The sequence below is a fragment of the Plantibacter sp. MCCC 1A11337 genome (genome assembly GCF_013349365.1).
GTDB lineage: Bacteria > Actinomycetota > Actinomycetes > Actinomycetales > Microbacteriaceae > Plantibacter > Plantibacter flavus_A.
This window is the reverse complement of the sequence record NZ_JABJWX010000003.1, coordinates 105,162-130,575: the sequence shown is the minus strand read 5'-3', so window position 1 is coordinate 130,575 and position 25,414 is coordinate 105,162. Positions and strand designations below refer to the sequence as shown.

The 25,414-nt window shown below is 68.0% G+C and carries 18 protein-coding genes, 3 tRNA genes and 1 pseudogene; 7 read left to right on the top strand and 15 right to left on the bottom strand.

Annotation, left to right across the window (positions count from 1 at the left end):
* Window positions 1–27: 27 nt before the first annotated feature.
* Together HOW07_RS12440 and HOW07_RS12435 are read right to left on the bottom strand one after the other, a co-directional pair.
* Window positions 28–1,812 (bottom strand): DUF262 domain-containing protein, encoded by a 1,785-nt coding sequence (locus HOW07_RS12440; protein WP_175117323.1) that lies wholly within the window; start codon window positions 1,810–1,812, stop codon window positions 28–30.
* Between the two features lie 157 nt (window positions 1,813–1,969).
* Complete coding sequence (locus HOW07_RS12435) at window positions 1,970–2,137, bottom strand: hypothetical protein (protein ID WP_175117322.1); 168 nt, start codon at window positions 2,135–2,137, stop codon at window positions 1,970–1,972.
* Here HOW07_RS12435 and HOW07_RS12430 point away from each other — a divergent pair.
* From HOW07_RS12430 to HOW07_RS19850, 4 genes and pseudogenes are all read left to right on the top strand, one after another.
* Window positions 2,122–3,240: a type IV secretory system conjugative DNA transfer family protein gene (locus tag HOW07_RS12430; protein ID WP_175117321.1), complete on the top strand. Its 1,119-nt coding sequence runs from the start codon at window positions 2,122–2,124 to the stop codon at window positions 3,238–3,240. The genes HOW07_RS12435 and HOW07_RS12430 overlap by 16 nt on opposite strands.
* A 210-nt stretch (window positions 3,241–3,450) precedes the next feature.
* On the top strand, window positions 3,451–4,302 hold the full coding sequence (locus HOW07_RS12425) for a replication-relaxation family protein (RefSeq protein WP_175117320.1): 852 nt from the start codon (window positions 3,451–3,453) through the stop codon (window positions 4,300–4,302).
* Between the two features lie 106 nt (window positions 4,303–4,408).
* On the top strand, window positions 4,409–4,732 hold the full coding sequence (locus tag HOW07_RS12420) for a hypothetical protein (protein ID WP_175117318.1): 324 nt from the start codon (window positions 4,409–4,411) through the stop codon (window positions 4,730–4,732).
* Window positions 4,733–4,871: 139 nt separating this feature from the next.
* Window positions 4,872–6,053, top strand: a pseudogene (locus tag HOW07_RS19850) (recombinase family protein); the annotation flags it as partial.
* A gap of 204 nt (window positions 6,054–6,257) precedes the next feature.
* Here the strand turns inward: HOW07_RS19850 and HOW07_RS19490 are convergent.
* From HOW07_RS19490 to HOW07_RS12390, 5 genes are all read right to left on the bottom strand, one after another.
* Window positions 6,258–6,503: a hypothetical protein gene (locus HOW07_RS19490; protein ID WP_254628339.1), complete on the bottom strand. Its 246-nt coding sequence runs from the start codon at window positions 6,501–6,503 to the stop codon at window positions 6,258–6,260.
* Between the two features lie 133 nt (window positions 6,504–6,636).
* A tRNA-Met gene (locus HOW07_RS12405) sits at window positions 6,637–6,713 on the bottom strand.
* Between the two features lie 42 nt (window positions 6,714–6,755).
* Window positions 6,756–6,827: transfer RNA gene (locus HOW07_RS12400), tRNA-Thr, on the bottom strand.
* A gap of 80 nt (window positions 6,828–6,907) precedes the next feature.
* Complete coding sequence (locus HOW07_RS19845) at window positions 6,908–7,846, bottom strand: lytic transglycosylase domain-containing protein (RefSeq protein WP_371743670.1); 939 nt, start codon at window positions 7,844–7,846, stop codon at window positions 6,908–6,910.
* Window positions 7,847–7,891: 45 nt separating this feature from the next.
* Window positions 7,892–8,269 carry a PGPGW domain-containing protein gene (locus HOW07_RS12390; protein WP_175117316.1) on the bottom strand — a complete coding sequence of 126 codons (378 nt, stop codon included), beginning with the start codon at window positions 8,267–8,269 and terminating at the stop codon, window positions 7,892–7,894.
* 138 nt (window positions 8,270–8,407) lie between these two features.
* Between HOW07_RS12390 and HOW07_RS12385 the strand changes: the two genes are divergently transcribed.
* Window positions 8,408–10,192 (top strand): glycoside hydrolase family 13 protein, encoded by a 1,785-nt coding sequence (locus HOW07_RS12385; RefSeq protein ID WP_064294575.1) that lies wholly within the window; start codon window positions 8,408–8,410, stop codon window positions 10,190–10,192.
* Between the two features lie 206 nt (window positions 10,193–10,398).
* On the opposite strand, the gene treZ is transcribed toward HOW07_RS12385, so the two are convergent.
* The 4 genes from treZ to HOW07_RS12365 form a co-directional block, all read right to left on the bottom strand.
* Entirely contained in the window at window positions 10,399–12,174 is a 1,776-nt protein-coding gene (gene treZ, locus HOW07_RS12380; protein ID WP_175117314.1) for a malto-oligosyltrehalose trehalohydrolase, read from the bottom strand.
* A 5-nt stretch (window positions 12,175–12,179) separates the two neighbouring features.
* Window positions 12,180–14,534 carry a malto-oligosyltrehalose synthase gene (gene treY, locus HOW07_RS12375; RefSeq protein ID WP_175117312.1) on the bottom strand — a complete coding sequence of 785 codons (2,355 nt, stop codon included), beginning with the start codon at window positions 14,532–14,534 and terminating at the stop codon, window positions 12,180–12,182.
* Entirely contained in the window at window positions 14,531–16,579 is a 2,049-nt protein-coding gene (gene glgX / locus HOW07_RS12370; RefSeq protein ID WP_175117310.1) for a glycogen debranching protein GlgX, read from the bottom strand. The genes treY and glgX overlap by 4 nt, the downstream gene beginning before the upstream one ends.
* 94 nt (window positions 16,580–16,673) lie before the next feature.
* Window positions 16,674–17,735 (bottom strand): serine/threonine-protein kinase, encoded by a 1,062-nt coding sequence (locus HOW07_RS12365; RefSeq protein WP_175117308.1) that lies wholly within the window; start codon window positions 17,733–17,735, stop codon window positions 16,674–16,676.
* 243 nt (window positions 17,736–17,978) lie between these two features.
* Here HOW07_RS12365 and poxB point away from each other — a divergent pair, with 243 nt between their 5' ends.
* Window positions 17,979–19,715 (top strand): ubiquinone-dependent pyruvate dehydrogenase, encoded by a 1,737-nt coding sequence (gene poxB / locus HOW07_RS12360; RefSeq protein ID WP_175117306.1) that lies wholly within the window; start codon window positions 17,979–17,981, stop codon window positions 19,713–19,715.
* Window positions 19,716–19,770: 55 nt separating this feature from the next.
* Entirely contained in the window at window positions 19,771–20,769 is a 999-nt protein-coding gene (gene rfbB, locus HOW07_RS12355) for a dTDP-glucose 4,6-dehydratase (RefSeq protein WP_071258697.1), read from the top strand.
* Window positions 20,770–21,115: 346 nt separating this feature from the next.
* Here the strand turns inward: rfbB and HOW07_RS19840 are convergent, their stop codons facing one another.
* The 4 genes from HOW07_RS19840 to HOW07_RS12335 all read right to left on the bottom strand — a co-directional run bounded on the left by HOW07_RS19840 (window position 21,116) and on the right by HOW07_RS12335 (window position 25,363).
* Entirely contained in the window at window positions 21,116–22,261 is a 1,146-nt protein-coding gene (locus HOW07_RS19840; protein ID WP_147427062.1) for a M23 family metallopeptidase, read from the bottom strand.
* Window positions 22,262–22,577: 316 nt separating this feature from the next.
* A complete protein-coding gene (locus tag HOW07_RS12345; protein ID WP_064294581.1) occupies window positions 22,578–23,405 on the bottom strand; it encodes an inositol monophosphatase family protein in 828 nt (275 codons plus the stop codon).
* A gap of 324 nt (window positions 23,406–23,729) precedes the next feature.
* Entirely contained in the window at window positions 23,730–25,001 is a 1,272-nt protein-coding gene (locus tag HOW07_RS12340) for an HNH endonuclease signature motif containing protein (protein ID WP_175117304.1), read from the bottom strand.
* Window positions 25,002–25,281: 280 nt separating this feature from the next.
* Window positions 25,282–25,363 (bottom strand) — tRNA-Tyr (locus tag HOW07_RS12335).
* Window positions 25,364–25,414 lie beyond the last annotated feature (51 nt).

Below are 25,414 nucleotides of genomic sequence, written 5' to 3'. Positions count from 1 at the left end.
CGCCACGCTGTTCGGTAGGCGCTGGTGCTACGTTGCCTTAACGCTCGGGATCGCGTTCACGCCGAGCGCGTGTACCAGTCGAGCGCGCATTCGAGCACGACGTGCCTCGAAACCCACGAGGAAGTTCGTGAGGCCAAGGTCTATACCGTCCAGGTCGTTCTCGCGGAGGTACGGCTCTCGCCGTACCTCCGGATGTGTCTCGATCCAGGCCGCGGGGAGCTTCGCCAGCTTCTCCTGGTTCACACGGCCTTCGAGGAGTTGCAGATTCGGAAGCGCGTTGACGCGGTCCAGGAAATGCTCAACCTGATCTGGCGGCACGCCCGCATCCTCGAGGCGCCGCCTGGTGAAGAGCGACTTGGGCCAGATGTGGTCCTCGTGAAACTCCTTGGAGAAGTCCAACCCTGGGTACAGGATGGCTAACGTCGCGAAGGTGCCCCTGGCGCCGTAGGAGAGCTCCAATAAGCCGTCAATCTCTGCGTTGTCGAAGGTGAGCGCCTTCCCCAGGCTTGCGAACTCGGCGTCAAGCGCTGCGGTTGGAAAACCAGGGTTAGGAAGTTCTCGGTCGATCGTGGCGCGGAGTCGGGTGAGTAGCGTGTCGGGTCCTGAACCCCACACGCCCTGCTTGAGCAGCGTGCGCGTGAGCCAGCGGATGATGACGGCGCGCTCGTCTGCCTTAGCAGTCGATTCGAGGAACGAATCCGAGGCGCCTCGCTGGTGGAGGTAATACGCGATCGGGATGGCCGCGTTATTCGCAGTGAGCGACTCGCGAGAGAAGCCCGACAGACGGAGCAGATCGACTGTTCGCAGGAGCGTTGTCGAGACCCGCGACCAGCCGTTCTCCACTTTCGTGATGTTCTGGTGCGTGATGGTCTCGACTTTGAAACGCACGTCTGCTCCCACGAGAGTGAGTGCCGTCTTCAGGACAAAGTCCTTGTCGAAGTTGAAGCCACGCGTGTTCAGCTCGGCCGTGAGGTTTCGCACCTCCTCACGGGCGCCGGGTTCCGTCGACCACTGGTTGGTAGCCATCGAGAGCAGCAGGTCCGAGTTGGTGAGCTTCTCGCCGCCCTGGTTGACCCGGATAAAGATCTCGAGCACCTCGTCGGGGGTGCGTTCCTTCTCACCGATCAGGTAGTAGTTCATCGACGGAGTCTTCCGAACGGCCGTATAGAGAGCGCTCAGACGTCTCGCTCCCTCACGAATGTCGGGGATCGCTCGATCCGATACGACATCAATGTAAGCGACGGGGTCCTCGGTCAGCGCGAACACGTCTCCAACAGGGAACCACCGATCCGGCGGATCTGTCTCATGTCCAATAGGAGTGGGGCGGGCTTCGTCGTCGGTCAGGAACCTCAGGTCGTATTTAAGGCCAACCTCGTCGTCCGGCGGAGCGTCGACGAGGTTCAGGTACAGCCGCTTCTTCGGGTACGCCTGCGCGTTGGAAGAGCGACCATATCGTCGACGGGTGGCATGGCTACCGTAAAGGCCGATGTTCAGCGCCGTCAATCGCTGCTGTCCATCGAGCACAGCAGTCGTGCCCGAACCCGCAGGAACGGTCGCGCGGACGGCGTAAGGGTCGTCGCGCTCGTGAAAGTTGGTGAGGAAATTGTAGAAGACATAGTCTTTCGCGGTCACCGCGTCGACTTTCCAGAACAAGAACGAGCCCACGGGGTAGCCACGCAGCAGGCTGTCAAACAGTTTGACGATGTCGTCGGTGTTCCACACGAACTCGCGCTGAATTGCGGGGAGCAGGTATTCACGTGCGTGGATCTCGCGCAGAACTTGCTCGACATGCTTAGCCGACTCGAATCCCATTGCGCTCCTCTGATGTCCTCACCTCAGCCTATCGATAGCTGAGGCGCCGGGCTTGGGCAGCCGCCGAGGAATACAATCAACCGCCAGATGGCGTTTACTACCGCTGGCAGCTACCAAAGGAAGAGGCCCCCACTGGCTAGTGGGGGCCTTCGTGCGTCTAGACGGAGCGGACTCTCGCGGCGCGGATCTCGCCCCAGACCCACATGAGCTGCAGGGACTGCAGGGACGCCTCGTCCCATGTTCTCGCGCGGCCGTCGACGGTGATCCACTCGCCCGGCAGGGTGGCGAGTTGTATCTCGACGTCGAACGTTGACCGCTCAAGCACAAGATCAGCGCGCCGGGGACGTCGTCGTCCTCGACCCGACCCTCCCGAACCCGGTCGGCCTCAACCCGCTGGCCGAAGTCGGGGACCAGGGACCGTTAGTTGCCGACAGCATCCTGACGATCTTCAAGAACCTCTTCCCGTCGGCCTTCGGACCGCGTACCTCCGATGCCATCCACGCCTCGCTTCTGACCCTGGCTCGCCGCGATGGCTCGACCCTCGCGGACCTGCCGCGGCTTCTGACCGATGAGCGCTTCCGCCGTGAGTTCACAGCAGACATCGACGACGCCACGCTGGCCGGGTTCTGGGCGCAGTACAACGCCATGAAGCCCGCGAACCAGGCGGCGACCATCGGCCCGATCCTGACCAGGCTCCGGCAGTTCCTCCTCCGACCCGGCGTCCGGGCCGTCCTCGATCAGGCCGCACCGCGATTCGCGCTCGGCGACCTGTTCGCGAAGCCGCGCATCTTCATCGTCACGCTCAACAAGGGCCTCGTCGGACCGCAAGCCGCAGCCCTTCTCGGCTCGCTCGTCGTCAGTCAGCTCTGGCACCTGATCCTCGGTCGCGCAGCCGTGCCGAAAGGGAAGCGAACGCCGGTGTCGATCTTCCTCGACGAGGCCCAAACGTTCCTTCACCTCGACACCGACCTCGGCGAGGCCCTCGAACAGTCCCGCTCCATGGGTGCCGCCTGGCACCTGGCCCACCAACATCGCGGCCAGATGCCTACCAACCTGCTCGCCGGCATCAGCGCGAACACCCGCAACAAGATCCAGTTCGCCGCCGACCCGATCGACGCCCAAGTCGTCGCTCGCCACTCACGTCTCGAGCCGCAGGACATCATCAAGCTCGGCCCCTTCGAGGCCTACGTCGACGTCCTGAACAACGGCACGCAGACCGGCTGGTTCTCCGTCCGCACCCTGCCGCCACCCGCCGCCCTGTCCAATCCCGACCTGATTCTCGCCGAGAGCCAAGCCAGATATGGGCAGCTCGATCAGCCGGATGACCTTTCAGATGCCGCTAGGCCGGCCGCACCCGCAGTCGTACTCGAATCGCTCGAGGTGGAGGGCGACGAACCGGTTGGTCGCGTCCGAAAGGCCGCCCCATGACGACCATCCACCAGAGAACAGACGTCAGCACACACCGTCTGGTCACCCGACCGGTCGCCCGTCCAGTGACGACGATGACAAACCCCCGCAACACCCGCCAATCCGCCCATCTCTCCCTCGTAAGGGACGCGACTATCCCGCCATCGGCGGGACACCTCTCCACGCCCACCTCGCGAACATGCCGTCTCTTCCACCCCATCGGAGCGACCCATGTCTGATACGCAGAAACGCGCCAGTGCGAGCCACCTACAAGAACTAAAGAGCCGCCTCAGCGCTCGGGACTGGAACATCCTTCAATTTATCAACCGTCACCACTTCGCGACGACCATCCACATCCGGCGCGCGTTCTTCACGGACCACGCCACCCCGACAGCAGCCGCCCGGGCCACCGTCCGCACCCTCGACCGGCTCCTCGGCCTGCGCCTCATCAACCGGCTCGAGCGTCGCGTCGGCGGCATCAAGCACGGCTCCGCATCGTTCATCTGGCACCTCGACGCTGCCGGCTCCCGCATCCTCCGAGCCGACGCCGATGACCTCCGGCACCGCCATCACACGCCCTCTATCCAGTTCCTCGACCACACGCTCGCCATCGTCGACGCCCACCTCACACTCCTCGAAGCCAGCAACGACCACGGCTTCCAGGTGAGTGCAATCGAAGTCGAGACGGAGGCCTGGCGACAGCACCTCGGTGCCGCAGGTCAAACAGAGATCTTGAAACCGGACCTCTTCGTCACGGTCAGCACCGAGCAATTCGACGATCACTGGTACGTCGAAATCGACCGCGGAACGGAGTCCATTCCGGTACTGCTCGCCAAGTGCCGGGCCTACGACGCATACCGCCGTTCTGGGCGCGCTCAGGCCGAACGCGGCGTCTTCCCCCGCGTGCTCTGGGTTCTGCCCACAGAACGGCGTGTGGAGCGCCTCCAGGCCGCTCTCCGTGCCGACAAAGGCCTCCCGACGCACGTGTTCGTGGCCACCATCCACGACTCGCTGGCGGACGTGATCGTCGCTGCCCTCGCGGACGAACTGCCCCAAACCGATCGACAAGGAGCTCTCTCATGAACCCTGAAGAAATCCATGAACCCGGACCAGACCCCCCTACCTCCGTCCTGGTCCAGACGCGCGGCGGACGGTGGAAACTGCGCCCAAGCGCGCGCATGACCCGGACGTGGAGCTCCGCATCGTTCAGGGGTTCCTCGACCGCGGCGCGGGCTTCGCCGCCTTTCTCGCCCTCCCCGACACCGCCGCGGAAGACCCAACCGTCATCCAGCAGTTCGAGCGCAGCTACGCGCAGGCGTGGGAGGACATCGACCACCTCATCGAGGACAGCCTCGATGCGCTCGGCTGGAGCAGGGAAGTCACCGAATTGAAGAAGGCCCAGGGCATCCCCGATAACTACCTCATCTGGAATCGGGACGCCCTGATCGCCCACCTGCACGACGTGTACTCGCTCGTCCAACTCGACGGCTGGACCCACGCCTTCCACAAGTAGCCACGACCCCCGTCGCGCGCCGACCGCGGGGCGAACGATGACAATTCCGCATCGCCAGACATCTCGACTTAACGCCTGAAGTGAGCATCAATACAGGGGGTACGCCCGCAAACCGCGGGCTGAAAGGAGGACATACTTCATGACTACATCACCAAATGACACACGCGGAGGACCGCCCCGCAGGGCTTCATTCGCTGGCTGGGAACAGCTCCTCGGTCTCGATGGCACCGTCCCCCTCATCGCAAACGAGGACAACACCACCGACAACAACGCCGTCCTCTACCTCCGTGTCTCCACCCAGCGCCAGATGTACACCGCGCGCGACATCGACGCCGACGGCAACTCCATCGCCACCCAACGCGACGTCTGCGTCAAACGCTGCGCCCGGTTGAAGGCACCAATCCTCAAGGAGTTTGTCGAACCCGGCAGCTCTGCGCAGTCGATCGCCAAGCGGTCAGTCTTCAGAGAGTTGCTGTCGTACGTGGAGGAGCACCCCGAGGTGCGCTACGTGGTCATCTACATGCGCTCACGTATCTTCCGGAACCAGACCGACGCGGCCATCACCAAGCGCATCCTGTCGAATATGGGCGTCAAGCTCATCTCCGCAAAGGAGGAGTTCGGCGAGGGATACATGGCCGACGCTATGGAAGCCATCACCGACATCATGAACGAGGTTCAGGTACGCCAGAGCGGGGAGGACATCAGGAACAAGCTGCTGCACAAGGCAAAGAACGGTGGCACCGTCGGTCGAGCGAAGCTCGGATACCTGAACGTGCGGCGGGACTTCGAAGGTCAGCTCGTCAACGCCATCGACGTCGACCCCGTTCGCGCCCCGCTCATCAAGCTCGCCTTCGAGCAGTACGCGACGGGCGACTACAGCGTCGTGCAGCTTCTGGAGTTCCTGACTGAACAGGGGCTCACCAGCCGCCGGTCAATGAAACGACCTGAGCGCCCCATCTCGCGGAGCCAGCTGAGTCTGATCTTAAGGGATCCGTACTACCTAGGAATGGTGACGTTCAAGGGGCAGCTCTACCCGGGCCGACACCAGCCCATCGTGGACACGGAGCTCTTCGAACGTGTTCAACGCATCATCGACAACCGAATGCACCCGGCTCAGCGGGATATCACGCACAACCACTTCCTCCGTGGGCTCATGCACTGTGGCCACTGCCGCGACGCCGGCAGATCCCACCGACTTATCTACACGGAGGCGGTCAAACGGACCGATCAAGCCAGCCAGATCTACGAGTACTACTTCTGCCGGGGGCGACAGGAGAACGACTGCGACCTGCCGTACTTGCCCACCCGCGAGGTGGAGCGCGCGGTCGGCAAGCAGTTCGCTGCGCTGACGCTCTCGCCTGAGACCCTGTCCATCGCGAGAACCGAGGTCCTCGCGGCGCTGGAGCAGGTGCTCTCGTCCAAGGCAGAACAACTCAAGCGGCTGCGCAAAGAACTGAAACAGGTCGAAAGCCAGGAGGAACGCCTGGTCGATCTCGCGGCTGATGGTTCGCTCGCCACGGGCAAGCTACGTGAGCGGCTGAAGGAGGTTCAGATCCGAAAGAACCGGATCCGCGACCAGCTCGGCTCCACCGACGAGGAACTGCGGACGCGCACGGACACGGTACTGGCGTACCTCGATCTCCTCGAGCGCCCTGAGGCGCTGTACGTTGGCGCCTCGGACTCCATAAAGCGACAGCTGCTCACCGCGTTCTTCAGGCGAATCTGGGTTGACGACGACGGGCACCAAGCAGCGGTTGCTGTCGAGCTCCAACCGCTCCTCGCGGTCGTGCGCGACTCAGCGATCGCCTCGGCACAACAGAAAAGCACCGGAGAAATCTCCAGTGCTCATCCTGTTGAACAGCTGAACCTTTATCTTCAGGTCATTTGTTCGAGTAACGCTAATTTGGTAGCAGGAGAGAGATTCGAACTCTCGACCTCACGATTATGAGTCGTGCGCTCTCACCAACTGAGCTACCCTGCCACGTCTCTCCGTATGCCGGCGAGAGCAGTGACGGAGAGAACGAGCCCCGAGCGGGACTTGAACCCGCGACCTCTTCCTTACCAAGGAAGTGCTCTACCACTGAGCTATCGGAGCGCGAACCAAACCGCTCACGCGGAAATGGCACCAGTAGAGACTAGCATCCCGCGAGGGGTGCTTCGTACACCGGATCGGGATCAGTTCGCGGCGAAGGTGTCCGCGGCGTGGACGACCTTCTGCAAGTACGACGCGGCCCCGTTGTACGAGCCGATCGCCGCGATCCAATCGGTCTCGATACGGAGGTCCCGGCCACCGTGACACAAGTAGTGCGCTGCGGCGAGCGCCGCGTCGTCGATCTGCTGCGGGTCCGCGACACCGTCGCCGTTCCCGTCCGCTCCCCACCGCTGCCAGGTGGACGGGATGAACTGCATCGGGCCCACCGCGCGATCCCATCTGGCATCGCCGTCGAAGGCACCGCGGTCCGTGTCGGTCACGGCATCGAACTCGGTGCCGGTGAGCGCCGGGCCGACGATGGGCGGAACGGCCCGACCGGCGTCGTCGAGCGCCCCGCCGAAGATCGTGCCGTGGCCGGACTCGACACTGCCGAGCGCGGCCAGCGTGTTCCAGGCGATCCCGCAGCCCGGCTGCGTCTCCGCGACGGCGAGCGCCGCACCGGCGTAGGCGACCATCGCCCGCTCGGGGATGCCGAGGCGGAGCGCCGTGGCCGCCGACCAAGCACGGTCCACCCGGTCGGTGACGGCCGTCGGCGCTGTTCCGGCCGAGCCCGCTGCCGGGATGCCGGGGCCCTCGACGGCTGCGTGGGGCGCGGTTCCGAGGATCGAGTCCCGCGCTTCAGCTCGATTGACGAGTTCCGGCCCCCAGAAGACGGCGGCGATCACGACGGCGAGGCCGACGATCGCGACCGCACCGCCGGCGGCGAGCCATCCGACGCGGACGCCCGATCGACGGTTCCGGCGTGTGGCTGCGGTCGGTCGCCGGGAGCCGTTGCGCGCGCCGGCCGGTCGGGGGCGCGGCTTCCGGGTCGAGCGGACTGCGCCGGCCGTGCGTCGTGCGGGCGCAGCCGCCTTGCGTCGTGCGGGCCGGCGGGCACCACTCCCCTTCGCCGATGTTCCCACCGGTCCACCGTACCCGCGCGTCGGTCGGCGCCGTGCGCCGCAGGTTCAGTGCTCCCGGGCAGCCTTCGCAGCCTGGTTGGCCTGGCGCTTCGCCCGAAGGTCCTTCGCGACGGCGACACCCTTCTTGGCGGCGGCGTTCGCCTTCGTGCTGGCCTGCTTCGCTCCCTCGAACTCCGAGGCGAGGACGGCGAGCCCGCCGACGGCGATGAGAGCGCCCGGTCCGGGAAGCGGGATCAGGGCCACGCCGAGGGCCACGGTGCCACCGCCGACGACTCCGACACCTGCCCGATACACGCGGTTCGCGGTCGGATTCCGACGGATGATGCCACGCGTCGTCCGGGCCGCTGATCCGGCGATGCCTCCCGCCTGCGCGGCGACGCGCTTCGCCGTGCTGCGGGCCGAGCCGTCCGATTCCGTCGTCATGTCCCCACTCTAAGCAGGGCGGGCGGGTCGGTGGCCGGGAATCCGGTCCGAATCGACACCCGCGCGCCCGCCCTGGCGACAGCGCGCCGGCCAGTCCACGAGCGGCGACAGGCTCCACAAATGGCCTAGGGTAGCGACATGGACTCCGCCCTCCCGACCACGTCGGCGACCGCAGCTCAGCACGCCTCCCCCGCAGGAGGCTCCACCCCCGGTTCGGAGTGGTGGCGCTCCGCCGTCATCTACCAGATCTACCCGCGATCCTTCGCGGACGCGAACGGCGACGGCCTCGGCGACCTGCCCGGGATCACCTCCCGCCTCGGCGCGCTGCAGGAGCTCGGCGTCGACGCCATCTGGCTGTCCCCCTTCATGACGAGCCCGCAGAAGGACGCCGGCTACGACGTCGCCGACTACTGCGACGTCGACCCCATCTTCGGGACGCTCGCCGACTTCGACGCGATGACCGCCGCTGCGCACGCCGCCGGCATCCGCGTCATCGTCGACCTCGTCCCCAACCACTCCTCGAGCGCCCACCGCTGGTTCCAGGAGGCCCTTGCGGCCGGGCCGGGCTCGGCGGAGCGCGCCCGGTACATGTTCCGCGACGGCAAGGGCGAGCACGGCGAGATCGCCCCCAACAACTGGGAGTCCGTCTTCGGCGGCCCGGCCTGGACGCGCGTCACCGAGGCCGACGGCACGCCTGGCCAGTGGTACCTGCACATCTTCGACTCCTCGCAGCCCGACTTCGACTGGACGAACCCGTGGGTCCGCGAGCAGTTCCGCGACATCCTCCGGTTCTGGCTCGACCGCGGCGTCGACGGGTTCCGTGTGGACGTGGCGCACGGCATGATCAAGGCCGACGGACTGCCCGACTACACCCCACCGGCCGAGGGCGGCAGCATGGGTGGCGCCTCGGCGGGCGTCGCACTCGAACCCGGCATCAGCACGGGGCCCGCCTCGTGGCCGGAGACCGCGCCGTACTGGGGCCAGGACGGCGTGCACGAGATCTACCGCGACTGGCACGAGCTCCTCGCGACGTACGACGGCGACCGCGTGCTCTGCGCCGAGGCCTGGGTCGACCCGCTCGACAAGATGGCCCTCTGGGTGCGCCCCGACGAGATGCAGCAGGCGTTCAACTTCCCGTACCTCGAGACCCCGTGGAACGCCGCGGACCTCAAGGCGGTCATCGGCGAGTCGCTGCGGGCGTTCGCGCAGGTCGGCGCTCCGAGCACCTGGGTGCTGTCCAACCACGACGTCGTCCGGCACGCGTCCCGTCTCGCGCTCACGGAGGAGAACCCCCAGGGCTACGGCGTCGGTCCGAACACCCCCGGCCAGCCGGATCGGGCACTCGGGCTGCAGCGGGCCAGGGCGGCGACCGCCCTCATGCTGAGCCTGCCCGGCGGAGCGTACCTCTACCAGGGCGAGGAGCTCGGGCTCCCCGAGGTCATCGACCTGCCGGATGACGCCCGACAGGACCCGACGTGGTTCCGCACGAACCACGAGCGGTATGGCCGCGACGGTTGCCGCGTGCCGATCCCGTGGGAGGCCGGGCACCCCGCATACGGCTTCAACACGACCGGTGCATCCTGGCTGCCGCAGCCCGACGACTGGAACGACTACTCGCGCGACGCACAGGCCGGCATCCCCGGTTCGACGCTGGAGCTGTACCGTACGCTGCTCCGCCTGCGCCGGGAGCATGCGCTGGGACTCGGCTCGATCGCCTGGATCGAAGGGGCACCCGACACCATCCTCGCGCTGACCAACGGCGCGGTCACGGTCGTCGCGAACACCGGTGCCGACGACATCGCCGTGCCCTCGTCCCTCGCGGACTCGGCCGTGCTCGTCGCGAGCGGACCCTTCGACGGCAGCACCATCCACGGCGACACCACGGTCTGGTTCACGACGCCGTCGACCCTGCCGGTCGCCTGAGTCACTCCGCGGGCCGGTGTGCCAGCGCGGTGCGCCGACGTGACCGCGGGCGTTTCGGCGCCGGCGCGGCGCACTGACGCGAGCGCGCCGGAAGCGGCCCCGCCGCGGGGCGTGCGCGTGAGCGCGCCCCTCCGGAGGGGCGCGCTCACGCCGTAGACCCGCGCTCGCGTCAGCGCACCGCGCTGGCCCAAGGGCAGGGCAGCAGGTCAATGGTGGAGGATCGCGACCGCGTGGGGACCGAGCCGGAGTGATCCGTCCGTCGTGACGACCTCACCGAAGTTGTCGAGGAGTTCGCCGACCCGCAGTGCGAGCTCGACCGGCTCCGTCCCGAAGTTGACCGCCAGGGTCGCCGAGCCTCGACGCAGGACGAACGATCCGGTCGCCTCGTCGACGATCGCCGTCGTGTCGGCGAAGGCCGGATCGGTGAACGCCGGGACCGTCCGTCGCAGCTCGATCACCCGTCGGTACCAGGTCAGCAGCGTCGCGTGCCGTCCACCGGATCGCTCCGACCAGTCGAGCACCGACCGGCGGTAGGTCTCGGGATCCTGCGGATCCGGCACGTCGTCCTCGTTCCACCCCATCCGCGCGAACTCGGCGATCCGGCCCTTCGCGGTCGCCTCACCGAGCTCGGGTTCCGGGTGCGAGGTGAAGAACTGCCAGGGCGTCGAGGCAGCCCACTCCTCCCCCATGAACAGCATCGGGGTGAACGGTCCGAGCAGCGTGACGGCGGCGGCGATGGCGAGCTGGCCGTCGTCGAGCGTCGCGGCCAGCCGGTCACCGGTCGCCCGGTTCCCGATCTGGTCGTGGTTCTGGTCGGAGACGACGAGCCGCCAACTCGGCGTCCGTTCGAGGTCGATGCGGCGGCCGTGGTGGCGCTTGCGGAAGCTCGACCAGGTGCCGTTGTGGAAGAACCCCTCCTCCATGACCTTGCCGAGCGCGCCGAGCGGCGCGAAGTCGGCGTAGTAGCCGGACACCTCGCCGGTGAGCGCCACGTGCAGTGCGTGGTGGAAGTCGTCGCTCCACTGCGCGTCGAGACCGTACCCGCCGGCACCGCCGGGGCCCCGGGGCGTGATGAGCTTCGGATCGTTCAGATCCGACTCGGCGATCAGCGTGAACGGTCGGCCGAGGTCGGCGCTGAGCGCATCGACCGCGGCGTCGAGTTCCTCGAGGAGGTGGATCGCACGGGTGTCGTGCAGGGCGTGAACCGCATCGAGGCGCAGGCCGTCGACGCCATACTGCTCGAACCACAGCAGTGCGCTGTCGATGATGTACCGACGCACCTCGTCGGAGTCCGGCCCGTCGAGGTTGAGGCTGTCGCCCCAGGTGTTGCCGGCGCCGTCCGCGAGGTACGGACCGAAGCGCGGCAGGACGTTGCCGGAGGGACCGAGGTGGTTGTACACGACGTCCTGGATGACGGCGAGCCCGCGCTCGTGACACGCGGCGACGAAGCGACGGTAGCCGTCCGGTCCGCCGTAGGCCTCGTGGACCGCCGACCAGAAGACGCCGTCGTAGCCCCAGTTCCAGACGCCGTTGAACGCGTTGACCGGCAGGACCTCGACGGCGTCGACGCCCAGCTCGACCAGGTCGTCGAGGCGTTCGATCGCCCCGTCGAAGGTGGCCGCCTCGGTGAAGGTGCCGATGTGGAGCTCGTAGAGCACGGCACCGATGAGCGAGCGACCCCGCCAGCCGGTCCCGTCGCACGGCACGGGGTCGGACGCGACGACGCGTGACGGCCCGTGGACGCCCTCCGGCTGCCGACGCGAGCGGGGATCGGCGAACGGACCCTCGCCGTCGACGAGGTAGCGGTAGTCACTGCCGACGACCGCCGCACGTGGCTCGGCACCGTCGAGCGCGATCCACCACCCGTCGGAGACGTCGCGGTCCATCGGGTGCTGCTCGCCGTCCAGGACGAGGTCGACGCGCTGGGCCTCAGGTGCCCAGACGCGGAACCCGTCAGCCGGACTCGTGGTGCTGGTCGTCATCGTACTCACTCCTCGCCTGCGGTCTCTGCTGCATCATCGGGCCGCGTCAGGACGGCGACAGGATACTGCTCCAGCAGCGCCGCGAGACGGACCTCGCCGCCCTGCAACTCACGGCCGGTCAGCACGTCGACGAGCCGGCCTTCCGGCAGCGTGACCGTGGTCGACTTCCAGCCACCGTGCTCCGCGAGCCGGAGCGAGAGCCGGGTCGCCACCGTGGTCACGCCACCACGTGAGAACGCGACGACGTGGTCGGCGGCCGGCCCGTCAGCTCCGATGGGGGTGTACTCGGCGAACCGGGACGGGTGCTCCCGTCGCAGGCGCAGCAGGCGACTGGTCACGAGGAGTTTCGCCGCTCCGTCGGCGTCGACCGGCGGCAGCCAGCCGTCGTCGAGACGGGCGAGCACCGCGCGACGCTCGGCGTAGTCGACTGGGCGACGGTTGTCGGGGTCCACGAGCGATCGATCCCAGAGCTCGCTGCCCTGGTACACGTCCGGCACGCCCGGCATCGTCAGCTGGATCGCCTTGGCGACCAGACTGTTCGACCATCCGGCCGCCTCGACGTCTGCGACGGCGTCGAGCAGCGCGGCGTTCGCGCGACGGCTGTCGTACAGTCCGTCGACCGCCGCATGCAGGGCGGCCTCGAAGGTCTCGTCCGGTGCGGTCCAGGTGGTCGAGTCGCCGGCCTCACGGGCGGCCTTCTCGACGTAGGCGTGCAGTCGCTCGCGCTCGATCGGCCACGCACCGACGGCCGCCTGCCAGACCAGCTGCTCGAGCTGCCGGTCGGGGAAGCCGTTCGAGGTGTGGAGGGCGACGGCGTGCTCCGCCCACCGGTCCGCGACCTCACTCAGCGCGTCGATGCGGGCACGGACGTCCTCACTGCGCTTCGTGTCGTGCGTGCTGAGTGTCGTCATCGAGGACGGCCACTCCGCCTGCCGCCGCGCCTGTCGGTGGTGGAACTCGGCGACGCTGATGTCGGTCTCGGCTGGGTCTCCGCCGACCTCGGTCAGCGAGGTGAGCGCCGTGTAGCGGTAGAACGCGGTGTCCTCGACGCCCTTCGCCATCACCATGCCCGAGGTCTGCTGGAACCGCGCGGCGAGCGGATCGGTCGCGCTGCGGAGGCGGGGCGCCAGCGCAGCGAAGGCGTCGGCGAGCTCCGGGCGGCGGGTCTCCGCCTCGTCGAGTGCGGCGTCCAGGTACTCGTCACCGAGCGGCAGGTAGGAACGGTAGACGGGGAACGCGGTCAGGATCTCGGCGAGCGCGTCGACGGCGTCCGGTACCTCGGGAACGAGCCTCGCGAGGCGGCGGACCTCGGACCCGAGGATCCCATCGGCGATGCCCCGCTTGGTGGTGTGCACGAGGTCGTCCCAGGCGTCGCGCGTCAGCTCGACCCCCGCGAGCTGACCGAGCGTCGGCAGACCGGTCGGGTCGACGAGCACCCGATCGACGTCGCCCAGGGCGTCGTAGCCGGTGGTGCCGAGCGTGGCCCACTCGGCCGGCAGATCCTCTTCACCCTCGAGGATCTTCTCCACCCAGATGGGTGCCCCACCGATGCGCTCGGACAGTCGCTCGAGGTAGGCACCGGGGTCGAGGAGCCCGTCCGGGTGGTCCACGCGGATCCCGTCGGCGAGGCCGTCGTCGAACCAGCGGCCGATCTCGACGTGCGAGCCGTCGAAGACCGCCGGGTCCTCGACACGGATGGCGGCGAGCGTGTTGACGGCGAAGAACCGTCGGTAGTTCAGCTCGCTGTCCGCCCGACGCCAGTTCACCAGTTCGTAGTGCTGCCGGTCGTGCACCTCGCGCGGGCTCGCGTCGTCGTCGGCCGTCCCGGGGGCGATGGGCAGTCGGTGGTCGAAGTAGCGCAGTTCGCCGTCCTCCCCACTGAGGTCGTCGAGCGCACTGCGGCCGTCCTCGTCGTCGCCGAGGATCGGGACCCGGATGCGACCGTCGCCGGCCTCCCAGTCGACGTCGAACGCGACAGCGTGCTCTGCCTCCCGACCGTGCTGGAGCAGGTCCCACCACCAGGCGTTCTCCATCGGCGTCGCGACGCCCATGTGGTTGGGGACGGTGTCGATGAGGACGCCGAGGCCCGCCGCATGGGCCGCTTCGGCGAGCGCCGTGAGCCCGTCGGCACCCCCGCGTTCCGGGTCGACTTCGGTGTGGTCGACGACGTCGTAGCCGTGGGTGGATCCGGGTTCCGCGCGGAGGATCGGCGACAGGTAGACCCAGTCGGCGCCGAGGGCCTGGAGGTAGTCGACGAGCGCCGCGGCGTCCTGCAGCCGGAAGTCGGCGGTCAGCTGGAGGCGGTAGGTCGATACGGGCACGGCTGAACGCTGTGGCCCATCGCCGGACACGTCGGTCATGATGCGACCCCCGATCGCAGGAGGGTGAAGGAGGTACCCTGCACGATCACCGTCGTCGACCCCTCGGCGAGCATCTGCTCCGGGTCACTCGACTCGACGAGCGTCCACGGCAGGCCGGGAGCCTTCGGCAGGTTGAACTCCACGCCGTTCTCGGCCGCGTTGAGCAGGAGAGCGAACGAGGCCGATCCGGCGTGACGGAACACGAAGGTGATCGAGCGGGCGTCGGGGTTGTCCCAGTCCTCGTCGGCGAAGGGCTCGTCGTCGGACCGGGTGATGAAGACCCGGTCGTCGGCCTTTGAACCCGGCCCTTGGCGGAACCAGTCGGGTCGCAGGGCCGGCTCGGCGAGGCGCAGGGCGATCAGGCGCTTCGTGAAGCCGAGGAGGTCGTGGTCGGCGTGCTCCCAGTCGAACCACGACACCTCGTTGTCCTGGCAGTACGCGTTGTTGTTGCCGCCCTGGGTGCGGGCGATCTCGTCGCCGCCGAGGATCATCGGGACACCGGCCGACAGCAGGACCGTCGCGAGGAAGTTGCGACGCTGGCGGTCGCGGCGCGCGTTCACGGCGGGGTCGTCCGTCGGGCCCTCCGCGCCGTTGTTGCTGGAGCGGTTGTCGCTCTCGCCGTCGTTGTTGTCCTCGCCGTTCGCCGCGTTGTGCTTCCTCGAGTACGCCGTGAGGTCGGCGAGCGTGAAGCCGTCGTGCGCGGTGACGAAGTTGACGCTGGACAGCGGCGAGCGGCGGGACGCCTCGTAGACGTCCGGGCTGCCGAGGACGCGCTGCGACATGGTGCCGAGCACGCTGTCGGCGCCGTTCCAGAAGTCGCGGACGTCGTCGCGGAACTTCCCGTTCCACTCCGACCAGCTCGCGGGGAAGCCACCGACCTGGTAGCCGGCGGTGTCCCACGGCTCCGCGATCATCTTGATGGGTGCGAGCACCGGGTCCTGCTCGATGAGCGAGAGGAACGCGCTGTGGATCTCGGCGGAACCGTCCTGGCGGGTGAGCGTCGTCGCGAGGTCGAAGCGGAAGCCGTCGACGTGCATCTCGGTCACCCAGTAGCGCAGGGAGTCCATGATGAGCCCGAGAGCCGCGGGGTGGCCGACGTTGACGCTGTTGCCGGTGCCCGTGGTGTCGAAGTAGTGCTCGCGGTCCTCGTCGACGAGGCGGTAGTAGGACGCGTTGTCGATGCCCTTGAACGACAGGGTCGGGCCCATGTGGTTGCCCTCGGCCGTGTGGTTGTAGACGACGTCGAGGATGACCTCGAGGCCGGCCGCGTGCATCGCCTTGACCATGGCCTTGAACTCGTCGACCTGCCCACCGGCGTCTCCCGAGGCCGCGTACTCGCCGTGCGGAGCGAAGAAGCCGATGGAGTTGTAGCCCCAGTAGTTGCGGAGGCCCTTCTCCTCGAGGTGGCTGTCCTGCACGAACTGGTGCACGGGGAGGAGTTCGACCGCCGTCACACCGAGGTCGGTGAGGTAGCGGATGGCCGCCGGGTGGGCGAGACCGGCGTAGGTGCCGCGGATCTCCTCGGGCACCTCGGCGAGCTGCTTGGTGAAGCCCTTCACGTGGACCTCGTACACGATCGTCTCGGCGAGCGGGATGCGCGGAGCGACGTCCTGGCCGTCGGCGTCCCAGTCGAACGAGGACGGGTCGGTGACCACGCCGAGCGCGACATGGCCGGCGGAGTCGCTGTCGTCCATCGTCTCCGGTGCATCGAGCCGGTGGCTGAACTGCGCCTGGCCGAGGTCGTAGCGCCCGGTGATCGCCGTGGCATGCGGATCGAGGAGCACCTTGGCCGGGTTGTGACGGAGCCCGTTCGCCGGGTCCCATGGGCCGTCGACACGGATGCCGTACCGGGTCCCGGGGACGAGGCCATCGACCAGTCCGTGGAACACGTGGCCGGTTCGCTGCTCGAGGCGCGTCTGCTGCTCCTCCCCACCCTCGGGGAAGATGCAGACGGTGACGGCGTCGGCGGTCTCCGAGTAGATGGCGACGTTCGCACCATCGCCCCGAAGGGTGACGCCGAGCGGATAGGGGGTCGAGAGCGTCATGGCGCCCTTTCACTCGAAGGGATCGATCGTTGTTGAGACGGTACACCGGCCGGGTGACTTCCCCGGATCCGGACGAAACGTGGTAATGGGCCGATCAGAACGCGAAGATGCCGACGGCCACGCCGATCGCGAGGCCCGCGGCGGCCGTGGCGGCGGCGAGGAGCATGGCGATCCGCGGGTCGACGCCCTGGTCGACGACGAGTCCGAGTCTGGCCCGGACGCGGCGGACCCGCCGGACGCGCGACGCCGACCAGATCTCTCGCAGGCTCGACGCGACCTCGTGGGCGGCGGGCCGGTCCTCGGGCTTCCGGGCGGTCATCGACCGGAGCAGGGGGTGCCAGGCGGCGGGGAGTTCGGGCGGGATCACCGGGTCGCGGTGCAGACGCGCGACCGCGGCCTCCACGACCCCGCCGTCGAACTCCCGGCGGCCGGTGATCGCTTCCAGGAGCACGAGCCCGAGCGAGTAGATGTCCGTCTCGGTGCTGACCGTCTCGCCGAGCGCCTGCTCGGGCGACAGGTAGGACGCGGTACCCGAGATGGCCTCGGTGTTCGTCAGCCGGGACCCGCCGACGAAGTGGGCGATGCCGAAGTCGGAGAGCTTGACGAGGTTCGCGTGCCCGAAGGCGGCGATGTCACTGAAGAGCATGTTGTCGGGCTTGATGTCGCGGTGCACGATCGACCGGTTGTGGATGAAGGACAGCGCGTCGGCGACCTGCGCACCGAGCGCGGCGACGTCACGAGGGAGCATCGGACCGGCCTGCAGCTTGTCCGTGAGCGTGGCACCCGGGATGTACTCCATGACGAGGAACCGGTGCTCGACCCCGCGGTGGACGACGGAGCCGGAGTCGTAGAGCTCGACGAGGCCCGGGTGACGGAGTTCGCCGAGGAGGCGGATCTCCCGCTCCTGGCGCAGCCGGTCGTTCGCGGTCGCGGCCTCGTCGCGGAAGAGTTTGACGGCGACGGGACGGGAGAGCAGTTCGTCGCGAGCCCGGTAGACGTTGGCGGACCCGCCGGAGCCGAGCTGCTCGCCGATGCTGTACCGCCCGTTCGACAGGCTGACACCGGTGACGACCGTTTCGGTGTGCTCGGTGAACATCACCGATGGATCGGTGATCGAACCGGCGTGTGCCGGCGGTCGGTGCAGGGAGTCGCTCACGGCCGCCCCCTTCACGGTGCAGTCGATGTTGGCCGCGCCACCGCGTTCTCGGCAGGCTGTTCCAGCGACCACGTTACAAGGCGTTCGTCGTTCAGCCGGATTCGTGTCGGAGTGTTGAGATCGGCTAGCGCACCTGGTAGGCGTCTGCAAGACCACGATGCTCCCTTGCGGGCCCCGAACCGCGACGAGGACCATGGAGGGGCCGGGGAACCCGGGCCGAGTCGTCTGCTGCGAGGAGCACCCATGTCCACTGTCGCTGAAACCGTCGTCGCAACCCTACAGGCCAGCGGTGTGCAACGCGTCTACGGCCTCCCGGGCGACTCCCTGAACGGCTTCACGGACGCCCTCCGCTCCTCGGGCGGCATCGACTGGGTGCACGTGCGTCACGAGGAGGCGGCCGCCTTCGCCGCAGCTGCGGAGGCGGAGCTGACCGGCGAGCTGGCGGTCGTCGCGGCGAGCTGCGGCCCCGGGAACCTCCACCTCATCAACGGCCTCTTCGACGCGAACCGCTCGCGGGTGCCGGTGCTCGCGATCGCCGCGCACATCCCGAGCTCGGAGATCGGCAGCACCTACTTCCAGGAGACCCACCCCCAGGAACTGTTCCGCGAGTGCAGCGTCTACGTCGAGCTCGTGTCCGTCCCGGAGCAGCTGCCGCGGGTGCTCGAGATCGCGATGCGCACCGCCGTGGAGCGCCGCGGCGTGGCCGTCGTGGTCGTGCCGGGCGATGTCATGCTCCAACGGGCCGTGAGCGAGCACGTCTCCGCCATCCGTGCCACGCAGCCTCGGATCCTGCCGTCGGAGCACGAGCTCGACGAGGCCGCACGCATCCTCAACGACGGCAAGCGCGTCACGATCCTCGCCGGTGCGGGTGTCGCGGGGGCTCACGCGCAACTCATCGAGACGGCGGACGCCCTCGCCGCACCGATCGTGCACGCCCTCCGGGGCAAGGAGCACGTCGAATACGACAACCCCTTCGACGTCGGCATGACCGGCCTCCTCGGATTCGCGAGCGGCTACCACGCGATGCTGTCGTGCGACGTGCTCCTCATGCTCGGCACCGACTTCCCCTACCCGCAATTCTTCCCCGAGGACGCGACCGTCATCCAGGTCGACATCCGCGGTGAGCAGATCGGCCGCCGACAGCCGGTGGACCTCCCACTCGTCGGCACCGTCCGCGACACCCTCGACGCGCTGCTGCCGAAGCTCGAGCGCAAGACCCATCGCAAGCACCTCGAGGAGTCGCTCAAGCACTACCGCAGCTCGCGGAAGGGGCTCGACGATCTGGCGACGGCCGACCACGACGGTCAGGCGATCCACCCGCAGTACCTCGCGAAGGTCGTCGACGAGCTGGCGACGGACGACGCCGTGTTCATCCCCGACGTCGGCTCCCCCGTCGTCTGGGCCTCGCGCTACCTCACCATGAACGGGCGGCGTCGACTCATCGGATCGTTCAGCCACGGCAGCATGGCGAACGCCGTCTCGCACGGGCTCGGGGCGCAGGCGTCCCACCCGGGTCGTCAGGTCGTCGCGCTCGCGGGCGACGGTGGACTCACCATGCTGCTCGGCGAGCTCATCTCACTCACCCAGAACAAGCTGCCCGTGAAGATCATCGTGATCAACAACTCCTCGCTCAACTTCGTCGAGCTGGAGATGAAGGCGGCCGGGTTCGTCAACTACGGCACCGACCTCGAGAACCCCGACTTCGCCCGCGTGGCCGAGGGCATGGGTATCCACGGCGAACGCGTCGAGCGGGCGAGCGAGCTGGAGGGTGCCATCCGTCGGGCCTTCGACCACGACGGTCCGGCGCTCGTCGACGTCGTGACCGCCAGGCAGGAGCTGTCGATCCCGCCGACGATCACCGCCGAGCAGATGAAGGGGTTCACCCTGTACGCCCTCCGGACGGTCATGTCGGGCCGCGGCGACGAACTGCTCGACCTCGCGAACACGAACCTGCTGCGCCGCATCCTGCCCGGTCACTGAGCGACAGCCGGATTCCCCCGCGGTATCCGGAGACCGCCGGGTAGACTCGTCTACCGTGTCCAGACTTCTCGTTACCGGCGGCGCCGGATTCATCGGCTCGAACTTCGTCCACTACGTCCTGAACAACACCGATCACTCGGTGACCGTCCTCGACAAGATGACCTATGCGGGCAACCGCGCCTCACTCGACGGCCTCCCGGCCGATCGTTTCGAGCTCGTCGTCGGCGACATCCAGGACGCGACGCTCGTCGACGAGCTCTTCGCCCGTCACGACGCCGTCGTGCACTATGCGGCGGAGTCGCACAACGACAACTCCCTCCACGACCCGCGCCCGTTCCTCGACACGAACATCATCGGCACGTACACGCTGCTCGAGGCGGCTCGCAAGCACGGGACGCGGTTCCACCACATCTCGACCGACGAGGTCTACGGCGACCTCGAACTCGACGACCCGGAGCGCTTCACCGAGCAGACGCCGTACAACCCGTCGAGCCCGTACTCCTCGACGAAGGCCGGCAGCGACCTCCTCGTCCGCGCGTGGGTGCGTTCCTTCGGCGTCAAGGCGACCATCTCGAACTGCTCCAACAACTACGGTCCGTACCAGCACGTGGAGAAGTTCATCCCGCGCCAGATCACGAACGTGCTCGGCGGTGAGCGCCCGAAGCTGTACGGCACGGGCGAGAACGTCCGCGACTGGATCCACGCGAACGACCACTCGTCCGCCGTCCTCACGATCCTCGACAAGGGGGTCATCGGCGAGACGTACCTCATCGGTGCCGACGGCGAGAAGAACAACAAGGACGTCGTCGAGCTCATCCTCACCCAGCTCGGCCAGCCGGCGGACGCCTACGACCACGTGAACGACCGTCCCGGCCACGACCTCCGCTATGCGATCGACTCGTCGAAGCTGCGCACGGAGCTCGGCTGGACCCCGGCGTTCAGCGACTTCGAGGCCGGCCTCGCCGACACGATCGCCTGGTACCGCGACAACGAGTCGTGGTGGAAGCCGCAGAAGGCCGCCACCGAGGCGAAGTACCAGGAGCAGGGTCAGTAAACCCTCCAGCGTCTCAGTGAAGGCCCGTCCGGCAGCAGCCGGGCGGGCCTTCGTCGTTCCGTGCCCTGTCCCTGCACGTGAAGACCCGGTCCCGAAGACCGAGCACCGGTCCCTGAGCCCCAACACCGATCCCTCAGGCCCACCACCGGTCCCTGAGCCCCAACACCGATCCCTCAGCCCCACCACCGGTCCCTCAGCCCCACCACCGGTCCCTGAGCCTGTCGAAGGGCGGCGTACCCCGTGGGCACTTCGACAAGCTCAGTGACCGCAGGAAGTCCCCGGGGCGAAACAGGACTGCCCCGCCCGGAAGTCGGGCGAGGCAGTCGACGTGTCGGGTTCCGCGGCGTCAGTTGACGTTCGCGTAGAGCCATTCGAGCGGGTCGACCCAGGTGACGCCGTCGAGTCGGATCTCGAAGTGGAGGTGCGGACCGGTGGACATACCGGTGCTACCGGTGAGTCCGAGGATCGTGCCGACCTTGATCGCCTGACCTTCGGTCACGCGGACCGAGCCGTGCTGCATGTGCGCGTAGACGCTCGAGACGAGGCGGCCGTTGATGGTGTGGTCGACGATGACGTTGACGCCGAGCGAGCCTTCACCGTCTTCGACGTGGCGGACGACGCCGTCGGCGATGACCTGGATGGGCGCGCCGTTACCGGGGTTGAAGTCCTGGCCGTGGTGGTCGCTGGAGCACCCGGCGCAGTCGCGGGCACCGAAGCGGTCACCGATGGTGACGCCGACCGCGAACGGCCACTGGATCGTCCCGTTCGGGTTGTTCGTGAAGGTGTTCGCGGGGCGGATGCCCATCGCGGCGGCGGCTTCCTCGACGGTGCTCGTGGTGTAGTCGTCGCGGGTGAACGTCAGCTCTGCCGAACCCTCGCTGTCGAGCGACTGCGACGCCTGGTTGCTCAGCCCGTTGCCGTCGCCGAGCTCTGCCTGCGAGGCCTCGGCCACCGAGGTCGCGACGTCTTCAGCGGTGAGCAGCGCGTTGGCGGGCACGGAGGTGGCCACGGCCATGAGGGCGACGAAGCCCATCGCGGCACCCGCGAAGATCTTGGTGGTGATGCGACGCTTGCGCGCGATGCTCGTGGGGCGGGGCGACGCCGGTGCGGCGGCCTGGCGGGATGATGCGCGGGGCTTCGAGGTCGGCTTCGGTGCAGCTGCGCGGCGCCCGCGGGGGGCGTCGACCGTGGACGCGTCGACCGTCACGGTGATGGACTCGGTGGCCGGAGTGGAGTCGGAAGCCACGGCAGGCTCGGTGATGAGGGGCTCTGCCTCGACCGGCGCGATGTCGGAGACATCGGGGGTGTGCACGGCGTCGATCGCCTCGGCGATCATCTGGTCGACCGGGTCGACGGCCGGGGCCGTCTCCTCCTGGTCGGCGCTGGCCTCGTGCGTCGGGTCCTGCAGCACGGACTCCTGGTGTTCCAGGGCGGCCGCCGCCTGACGCTCACGTTCGCGGAGTTCACGGCGGCTGAGCGGCGGCGTCTGCACGGGTGCAGCGTCGTTCTCCACAGACGTGTTCTGCGGGTCCTGAGGGTCGGGAAGCACAGGGGTGTCCTCAGGGCTGGCATGACGTGACAAGGGGGCGGGGGCCTTTCAATGGGCTTGCAGGAAGGTCTCGACGTCCATCCGCGCGGGGGAACGCGAAGGTAACGAATGCATAAATGCTAACAACGGCAGGCTGAAAAAGCCATGGCAGTGCTCGGTTTTACTCGGGAAATACCTGATCAGGAGCCATATGAGAGTTCTCTTATGAACGAGTCGCCACCGGAGCGTTACCGCGAGCGGCGCCAGCGCGCATGGAGTTTCACCCGGTCGGCGTTGCGAAGCCCTGCTCGACGAGGAGCCGTTCGAGGACCGCGAGCAGCGGCGCATCGGCTGCCATGATGAGCTGCGTGGTGGCCGGGGCACCGTCGAAGCCGGCGACCGTCGCGCCCGCCTCGGCAGCGATGAGTGCGCCCGCGACCTGGTCCCACGGCTTCAGGCCGCTCTCGTAGTAGGCGTCGAGGCGGCCGGACGCGACGCTGCAGAGGTCGAGTGCGGCGGAGCCGATCCGACGGACGTCGCGGAAGGTCCCGAGGAGGGCGCCGAGCACGGCCGCCTGCTCCATGCGCCGCGAGGCGGTGTACGAGAAGCCGGTGCCGAGCAGCGCCACGTTCGGTGCCACGCCTCGGTTGACCTCGAGGGTGCGGCCGTTCAGTCGTGCGCCACCGCCGCGGGAGGCGGTGTAGTGCTCACCCAGGACCGGGTTCACCACGGCTCCGGCGAGGGCGGTCCAGGTGGCCGGGTCCGGTTCGCCCTCGACGACCCCGATGCTGACGGCGTACGCAGGGATGTCGTAGAGGTAGTTGACGGTGCCGTCGATGGGGTCGACGACCCAGGTCAGGCCGGAGGTCCCCGTCGCTCCGCCCTCTGTGCCGGTCTCCTCGCCGAGGAATCCGTCGTCCGGTCGTGCTGCGAGGAGGCGGTCGCGGATGAACTGCTCGGACTCGCGGTCGGCTCGGGTCACGACGTCCTCGACCGACGACTTGCTCGCGGCGATCTCGACGCCCTCACGGCGTCGGCGCAGGATCAGCTCGCCGGCCTCTGCGGCGATGTCGGTGGCGATCTGGAGGAGTTCTTCGTGTCCGGTCACCCCACCACCCTATGGCGGCTCGAACTGAGTGCCCTTCGACAGGCTCAGGGACCGAACCGTTCCCGAGCACACCTCCGCCGGTCACTGAGCCTGTCGAAGTGCCCACGAGGAACCCTCCTCGTTCCGGGCGCACCTCCCCCGCAGACCGAGGTGGCACGACCTGAGTGCCCTTCGACAAGCTCAGGGACCGAACCGGTTCGGGCACGCCTCTTCCGGTCACTGAGCTTGTCGAAGTGTCCACGAGGATGCCTCATCGTTCCGAGTACGCCTCTCCCGGTCACTGCGCTTGTCGAAGTGCCCACGAAGGAGCCTTCGTCGACGGGGTTAGAACGGTGCCGGATCGGGTTCTGTCCGGTGGTGTTTCCCGTCGGGTGTCGTCCAGTCGAGGACGCCGCCGGGTGCGTGTTGGAGGTTCCAACCGGGCAGGTGCTTCATCCGGTGGTGATGTCGACAGAGACAGGCGAGGTTCCCGACATCCGTCGTCCCGCCGTCCTCCCACGCGATCGAATGATCGAGGTCGCACGCTCTGGCGCGTCTGCCGCAGCCTGGCGCCCGACAGGTGCCGTCCCGGAGGCGGACCGCGCGTTGCAGGTCGGCCGGAACGCGGTACTGATTCCGCCCTACCGAGAGGACCGCACCTGTTTCAGGCTGGACGAGGATCCGGGTGAAGCGCGGAGCGTTCACCGCGATGCGTGCGGCGGTCTCGGGGTCAATCGGCCCGTAGCCGTCCAGGGTTGCCGGGGCGTCAGAGACACCGGCCATGCTGAGCGCCGGGACCGTGATCTGGACGGTGGGGACGATGTGTTCCTGCACTTCGATCGGGTGCGGGAGCACCGGGCTCGACATGACATCTTCCGGCGTGACACCGGTGAGGGCGAGCGCCGCGAGTGCGTCCGCCTGCAGTTGTGCGCAGGTGCGGGTGTCGCCGGCTGCGCGTGACTCGGCGGCGGCCGTTTCAACCCGTTCGATGATGCCCTGGGCGATGGGCGCGGTGGTGAAGAGATGCACCCAGGCCATGCCATCCGTTGCGGGCTCGAATTCCACCCGGCGATCCGCCTCGGAGCGGACGGCACGGGCGGTGATCGATTCCGGATGGAGGCGCTCGCGCAGGACGCGGGCGCGTTGCCGGAGGTGCGAGACGGTCGCGTCTTCGGCGACCGGCAGCACCTGCTCGAGGAACACCGCCCGGCCAGCGGCAGGGACGTCGCAGAGCTGGTCCGTGATCACTTGCGCGTGCCGCGCCGAGATACGGCCCGCCTCGAGCGACGCCAGCACGGCCGGTGCGTCGTTCACGAGCCGCTCGGCGTCGTTGGTCGCACGCTGGATCGTCCGCTCCGGGATCCGGGTCGCCATCGCGAGGGCGGCACAGGTGGAGCGACGGGACAGGGCCTGGCGCTCGGCCGGCGGGAAGATCGCCGGGACGGTGGCGTCGGCAAATGCGTCCGCGTAGGCGGCGGAACGGGCCAGGAGGCGCGCCTTCCGTGCGTCCAGGACGGCCTGCTGGCGGTGGAGGTCCGCCCACTCGTCCGAGAACTCCGCGAGCTGCGCGGCGTACTCGTCGCCGACGCGGGTCGCGGTGAGGGTGGTCTCGGTCATGGGACAAGTCCACCATGGACCACTGACATTCCAGATGCCGAGTCGGTCGGTTGTGGAGGTCTCCTCGGGTGCCCTTCGACGGGCTCAGGGACCGGGAGGAAGGGCGTCGGACTCGCGAGGTTCTCCGTGCGCCCTTCGACAGGCTCAGGGACCGAAGGAAGGGCACCGGATTCGCGAGGTTCTCCGTGTGCCCTTCGACGGGCTCAGGGACCGGCGGGGTTCCCCAGCTCGCCAGCACCACGAAAAATCGCCCCATCCGGAGGATGAGGCGATTTGTCCGTGGCGAGTGAGGGATTCGAACCCCCGAAGGCTGAGCCGTCTGATTTACAGTCAGATCCCTTTGGCCGCTAGGGTAACTCGCCAAGCGCGCCCGACCGACTTTCGAACAGCCAACCGAAAGCGCTTGACCAATA